Source organism: uncultured Chloroflexus sp. (assembly GCF_937129525.1).
GTDB lineage: Bacteria > Chloroflexota > Chloroflexia > Chloroflexales > Chloroflexaceae > Chloroflexus.
Genome location: NZ_CAKZNK010000009.1, coordinates 1 through 6,747 on the forward strand (window position 1 = coordinate 1; position 6,747 = coordinate 6,747).

General features: G+C 56.9%; 3 protein-coding genes and 1 pseudogene. 3 read left to right on the forward strand and 1 reads right to left on the reverse strand.

Features of this window, described 5'->3' with window-relative positions; genetic code table 11:
- Positions 1 to 147: 147 nt before the first annotated feature.
- Entirely contained in the window at positions 148 to 3,603 is a 3,456-nt protein-coding gene (locus Q0650_RS00310; RefSeq protein WP_298814512.1) for a BTAD domain-containing putative transcriptional regulator, read from the forward strand.
- An 84-nt stretch (positions 3,604 to 3,687) separates the two neighbouring features.
- A complete protein-coding gene (locus tag Q0650_RS00315; protein ID WP_298814515.1) occupies positions 3,688 to 4,122 on the forward strand; it encodes a MarR family winged helix-turn-helix transcriptional regulator in 435 nt (144 codons plus the stop codon).
- A 254-nt stretch (positions 4,123 to 4,376) separates the two neighbouring features.
- Here the strand turns inward: Q0650_RS00315 and Q0650_RS00320 are convergent, their stop codons facing one another.
- Positions 4,377 to 5,912, reverse strand: a complete 1,536-nt coding sequence (locus Q0650_RS00320; RefSeq protein WP_298814517.1) for a deoxyribodipyrimidine photo-lyase — start codon at positions 5,910 to 5,912, stop codon at positions 4,377 to 4,379.
- A 508-nt stretch (positions 5,913 to 6,420) separates the two neighbouring features.
- On the opposite strand from Q0650_RS00320, the pseudogene Q0650_RS00325 reads away from it, so the two are divergent.
- Positions 6,421 to 6,747, forward strand: a pseudogene (locus Q0650_RS00325) (hypothetical protein); the annotation flags it as partial.

Genomic DNA, 6,747 nt, shown 5'->3' on the forward strand with positions numbered 1-6,747 from the left:
CTGTTGCAAGCTGTCCGCTTCTTCGTGTGCCATCGATCCACAATCAACCCGCCTGACCGCAAAATCCGCTATGAGATGGTCAGACAACCGTGACACCGGCGTTGTATAATCATACTATTCTTTAGCAATTACCAACGATTGTATTCTATGACATCATGGCACATTCAGCTTTTGGGAGGCTTTGACGCGCGTCACCACGGCGTCTCAGTAAACAGCGCCTTTCAAACCGACAGCGCCCGCCTGCTTTTCGCCTGGCTTTGCTTCCATCAAGAGCAACCCATTCGTCGCGAGATGCTCGCCGGCCTGCTCTGGCCTGATCGACCGCAAACCGCAGCGCAAAACGCGCTGCGTGTCACTCTCAGCCGGATTCGGGCTGCGTTAAGTGATGATCAGCACATCTTGCGCACTGAAACCCAATATGTGGTGTTAAAGCTCCCCGAAACCTGGCAGGTTGACGCGCTTTCGTTTGAACAGGCAACGGCAGCGATCCACGCGCATAAACATCGTTCTCCGGTCGGTTGTCTCACCTGTCAGGAACATTTGCGTGAGGCAGCACAGCTCTACCGCGGCGAATTTCTTGCCGGTTTAACTCCAGAGAGCGACACTCTCCTTGAATGGCGGACCCGGCAAGGCGAAATCTTTCACCGCGCCACGCTTGAAATCTTCGGTCATCTGACTGAACGTGCCCTGCGCGAACACAACTGGGTGGATGCGCAAACCTACGCTAGCCAGCAGCTTCTCCTCGAACCGTGGCACGAAGCGGCTCACCGCCAATTGATGCTGGCGCTGGCGCAGCAAGGACATCGCAACGCCGCGCTGGCGCAGTATCAAAGTTGTTGTGAACTGTTGCAACGTGAATTGCAGCTCGAACCAGACAGCGAAACGCGCTACCTGGCTGAAGCGATTCGCACCGGTCAGATTGCAAACGCCAGCCTGCAAATCCATTCATCGCAACGTCCGGCGGCTGCGCTCGATCAATTGCCGTTCATCGGGCGCACAACCGAGTTGCATAAGCTTACCAACCTGATCAATCAGCCAGATGTTCAACTGATCAGTCTCGTTGGCGTCGGCGGGATTGGCAAGACGCGACTGGCAATTCGGGCCGCCCAACTCATGCAGTTCGCCTTCCGCGACGGCGCGCATTACATTTTTCTCCATCCTGAAGATCAGTCAGATCGCGCATCTTCTCCAGACGCTGCCGGCACAGTCGCTTATCTGGCACGCGCAATGGCCAGTTCCTGTCGGATCGAGCTGAACGACCGCTATCCACTAGCCGACCAACTCATTGCTGCGCTGAAATCGCGTAACTGTCTGCTGGTGCTTGACAGTTTTGAGCACGTAGCTGCGGCCAGCCTCTTCGTGAATGAGTTGTTGGAAGCAGCGCCTGAATGTGTAGCATTGGTCACCTCGCGGCAACGCCTGTACCTGCGCCGTGAACATGTAATACAGCTCAGTCCGCTATCGACCAAATCAACCGGCGTTGGTCCAAGCGCAAGCGCGCACCTGTTTATCGAACTGGCGCGCCGCACCGGCGCGATCCTCACCGAAGACAACGCCTTCCAGGAGATCGAGCAGATTTGCGCCGCGCTGGACGGTTTGCCACTCGGTATCGAGCTGGCTGCCGCCAGTCTGCATGGAATGAGTCTCTCCACGCTGCGGCAAACGGTTCAGCAACGACTGCAAACGCTGAACAACCCGCTGGCAGATGCGCCGGCCCGTCATCGCAGCCTGCAAGCAGTCTTTGAGTCAACCTGGAGCGCATTGAGCGACGTTCATCGGCAGGCCCTGGCAATGCTCAGCATCGTCAATGCGCCATGCCCACGCGAGGCAGCAGTAGCAATTACCGGCCTTCCCCAGGCGCTGGATGAGCTGATCGATCTGGCGCTGGCGCGCCAGATCGACGACCGAATCTGGCTGCACGAATATGTCTATCAGTTTGCAAGAGAGAAGCTGACTCACAATCTTGACCAGGAACTGGCCCGCGAAGGCCAACGCCGCCATGCCCACTGGTTTCTGAGCTGGCTAGCCAGATCGGCAACCGATCTGTACGGCAACATCAGTCTCGCCATTCGCGAACAACTCGCCGCCAGCGCAAACGATCTGGATGCAGCCTGGCGCTGGGCCTTAACCAACGGCGCGTGGGATTGGCTGAATGCAGCGATGATTTCCTATGAAGACTTCTTCCTGCTCAGCGGACGGCTCGTTGAGGGTTTGGAACGAATGCGTCAAAGTCTCGCTTATCTCATTGCGCCAACACAACTAGCAGCAAAACGCCTGCGCGCGCGACTGTTAATCGCCTGCGCCAATATGCAGCGATACCGCACCCGTGGCAAAGAGAATGAACTGATGTTGAGCGAGGCAGTGACGCTGGCCGAAGAACTCACCGATACGCCATTGAAGATGATCGCGATGATCCATCTGGGTATTCGGCAATGTATCGAAGGCAATTATGAGACCGGCAGGCAGACCTTGCGCGAAGCATTGGCAATCTGCGCAGGAACAACCTGGGCGGAAACCGATCAAGAGGCCCGCCTCAGCGAGATTACCGGCTGGCGGTATCTTAGCTACTACAATCTGCAAAACGGGCAATTCACCGAAGCTGAAGAGCAGGCGAAGAAGGCTTATGCACTGGCCAAACAGGCAAATAACTTGCTTTCGATGGCACGCAGTCTGGAAACGTTGAGCATCGCAGCCAGCGCGCAAGAACGCTTTGCCGAATCGGATCAGTACCTGCAACAGGCACTATCGATCTACCAGCGTCTCCAGCTTACCTACCAGCAGACCAACGTGCTCGATCTGCTGGCCCAAAATGCCGACGCGCGCGGCGACTACGGGAAGGCGCAACGCTACTACTTCCAGGAACTGACACTGGCCCGCGAAAGCGGCAACCGCGACGCCGAACTGGTGGCTCATATTAATTTGGGTATTTCGTATGACCAGATGGGTCATTATGCGCAGGCGCTAACTCATACGCAAATTGCGCTGGCTTTGTGTGATAAGGTCGGTAATCCCAGGCATTACACTACCATTCTTGCCAACCTCAGCCTGCACGCACACCACAATCAGCGCCACGAATTGGCCCTCTCATATGCGCGCGCTACTATCGAACAGGCCCAAACCTTCACAATGCCCGAGTTGGAAGCTTACGGCTATGATTTTCAAGGCCATGCCTTGCTGGCGCTAGGCCGGCTGGCTGAAGCTGAGCAGGCTTATCAGCAGGCGCGTGACATCCGCCAGCAGCTCAATCAGACTGTCCTCACGCTTGAGTCGCAAGCCGGCCTGACCCGAGTTGCGCTGGCACGGAACGATGCCGCAGAAGCTTTGCGCCGGGCAACGTCGATCGTCGATTACCTGCTCGCCGGCAATCAGCTCCACGGCGCCGAAGAGACGATGCGAATTTACTGGACAGCGTACCAGGCGCTCGCTGCCAACCACGACTCACGCGCAGCTACCATCCTTGCGCTTGGGCAGCAGTTGGTGCAAGAGCGGGCTGAGCGACTGAGTGATCCGGCCAATCGCGCGATCTATCTCAATAAAGATGTGCATCGTCTAATCATGATAGCCGGACGAACCGAGACTCTGCGCTCACCAACGGTGGCATAATAACAACAACCTGCGGCATCTTCATCAGAGTGCGCGTCGTTATTGTCGAGTCTTTAGCCAGCTTACTATTTGCAGGCTACCCATATGCCAGACGATCTCAACCACGCGCTTACCAATCTCTGCAAAGCGTACCGCAATCAGCTCGACATCGCTTTGAGTCAGCATGGTCTCTATGTCGGTCAAGAGATGATCCTGCGCGCCTTGTGGGCCGAAGATGGGCAAACCCAGGCTCGCCTGGCAGCACAGTTGCGTATCGAGCCGCCAACTGTGAGTAAAATGGTGCGGCGGCTGGCGCGCATCGGCCTGATCAGTCAGCGTGTCGCCGACAATGACCGACGCGCGCGCCTGGTCTTTTTGACCGAACGGGGTCGAACCATCCGGCCTGCTATCGAAGCCGCCTGTCAGACAGTAGCGATGCAGGCACTGGCCAGTTTGACAGCGGAAGAGGTCGCCACATTTCACCGCCTGATGGAACGGGTATACTGGAATCTGATCGGCAACGAACTTCCAGACGGCTGATACGAGAGAGTGTGAACGTCGCTTCGCGCACTAATGTTCACCGCTTGCTAAACTGTGGCGGACGAAGCCGATCAGGGTGTCATCGTGAACTGGCAGGAATGAGGCGCGCATCGCCAGTCTGACTCTGCACCCTATCATAAGGTGACCTGCCGGCAATCACTCGGCGCATGCAGCAACCGTTGCAAGCTGGCACACATCGATAGCGCCAGTCATCCTGCTGGTATGAGACTTTCCACAGATTCACAATCACGCGCCTATAAATCCAGCCTGAGCTGGCGATCCGAAACGCTCTGCGAACGACGTGGTCGCTGGAGCGGCGGACGACGCGAACCGTGTTTTTCAAAGACCGCAGCCACCTCCCGCGCCGTTTCTGGCCGCGCGCGCACCGCAGCAATTGCAGCCCGCGCCCGTCGGTAGGCAGCTTCATGATCAACAATCGGAAATGGATAGTCGCGTCCAATGCGACAACCAGCCCGCTCTTGCCCGGTTCGATCGAGCAGCCACGGCGTATGAATGAATGGGTTCGGAACATGAGCCAGTTCTGGCAGCCAACGCCGAATGAACACCCCTTCAGGATCGTGATCGATTCCCTGTTTCACCGGATTGTAGATGCGGATCGCGCGATTGCCTGAGGTGCCGGCCTGCATTTGCAACTGACTGTAGTGAATGCCCGGCTCGTAGTCGATCCAGCGGCGGGCCAGAATGAGGCCTGGCTCGCGCCAGTGTTGCCAGAGATCGTAACAGACGAAGCTGACCAGCATGGCGCGCATCCGAAAATTGAGCCAACCGGTCGCATTCAGCGCTCGCATACAGGCATCGACGAAGGGATAACCGGTGCGACCAGCCGCCCACGCCGCAATCAGGTCAGGCCGTTCATTTGTCTCGCGCATGCCATCGTAAGCGCGCACCAGATTGCGCACTTCCAGCTCTGGTTCATCTTCCAGCTTCTGGATGAAGTGGCAATGCCAGTGCAACCGCGACTCGAACGTGGTGAGCGCGCGTAACCATCCGGCTGCTGCCAGATCGGGATCGTGGCGCAGCTCAGCTATTCGGTTGCGGGTAGCCTGCACCACCGTCCGCAGCGAGAGTGCGCCCCACGCCAGATAAGCGCTCAGCCGTGAACATCCTTCCCAGGCGGTCAATGGACTGGAGAGCGCGCGATGGTAGCGCTGACTGCGCCGGTTGAGAAAGTCGGTGAGCGTGGTTAACGCCGCCGTCTCTCCAGGAGGCTGACGGTCGAGCAGCATATCAGGCGGCAGATCGAGATCGGCAGCAGCCGGGATCGGGCCAGGATCGATTGGCAAGAGCGGGAGCGATTGCGGCGGAATTGCCTGCGCGGCAGACATGCGCTCTTCCCAACGAGCTTCCCACTCATCGCGCGATGGCAACCGTCGCACTACACCGTTTTGAGGTAATTCGTAAAACGGAATGCCTCGCGCGCGCGCCCATCGGCGCACTGCTCGATCGCGGGCATAGCTCAGCAGGTTACCGGTCTCTTCGTGCGCCCAGATCGCCGCGATCGGCCATTCACTCGCCAGCCGGTCAAGCGCCTCAACAGCTTCACCCACACGCACCACCAGCGGCTGTCCGAGTGCTGATAGCGCATCGCGAAGCTCGCGTAGACAGCCGCTGATGAACGTCCAGTGTCGCGAGGCAAAGTCCGGCGCGGTTATGAGTGAAGGTTCAACGATATACAGCGGCAGCACCGGTCCGCGCCGGGCAGCCGCGCTGAGCGCAGGGTGGTCGTGAAGGCGGAGATCGCGTTTGTACCAGACCAGTTGGATGTTCATACCGGCAATTTGGAGTGGAAGGAGGCCTGAATGCAGCCTTCTGGTGATCACATCAGGCTTTACCTGTTGCCTGCTCCAGAGCTTGGACAAGAATGAAAAGCTCTCATGTTCATCATACCATTGTCTTGAGCAGACTCTCGGGTGAATATGCGCTCGATCGGTAAGTTCCCATTGCGATCAACAGCATGGCCGGTAGTGTTCTGTTGAAAGAACAAATTGCACATTGTCCACACAACGCATATAAGCGGTCTGGCAACTGGTTACTGTATAGACACAATGTTCTGATAGACTTGCCACACGCGCTATCACGGCAAGCTTTCCTGAAGTACAACAACAGGATGAAAGTTCATAGAGGGGAACTACACCTTGAGCATCCAACTGCGTCATTCGCAAACCGGCAAAGGTGAAGGGCATTTTTGATACGTTTGTCTCCTTTCGAATATCCGATTCAGTTCAACCGATTGCTAATTTTTATTCTGAGCCAGCTACTGCACCGGAGAAATTTACAATGTCCAACTACAACCCTCAACACCACCATCGTCGTTCCATTCGTTTGAAGGGATATGATTACACTCGACCCGGCGCATACTTCATTACCATCGTTACCCATGATCGGTCACATTGGTTCGGTCAGGTGGTGGATGGGAAAATGCGGTTGAATGATTTCGGACACGCAGCAGAACAATGCTGGCGCGCCATTCCTGAACATTTCCCTCATGTGCGGTTGGATGAATTTGTGATTATGCCGAACCATGTCCACGGGATTTTGTGGATCGTGGATACGCCGCCGACCACGTCGTCGCCAATCACCACCACGACGCCGCCGACCACGTCG

Coding starts and splice junctions, on each gene's coding strand:
- Q0650_RS00310 (WP_298814512.1), top strand. CDS start 148: ATGACATCATGGCACATTCAGCTTTTGGGAGGCTTTGACGCGCGTCAC.
- Q0650_RS00315 (WP_298814515.1), top strand. CDS start 3,688: ATGCCAGACGATCTCAACCACGCGCTTACCAATCTCTGCAAAGCGTAC.
- Q0650_RS00320 (WP_298814517.1), bottom strand. CDS start 5,912: ATGAACATCCAACTGGTCTGGTACAAACGCGATCTCCGCCTTCACGAC.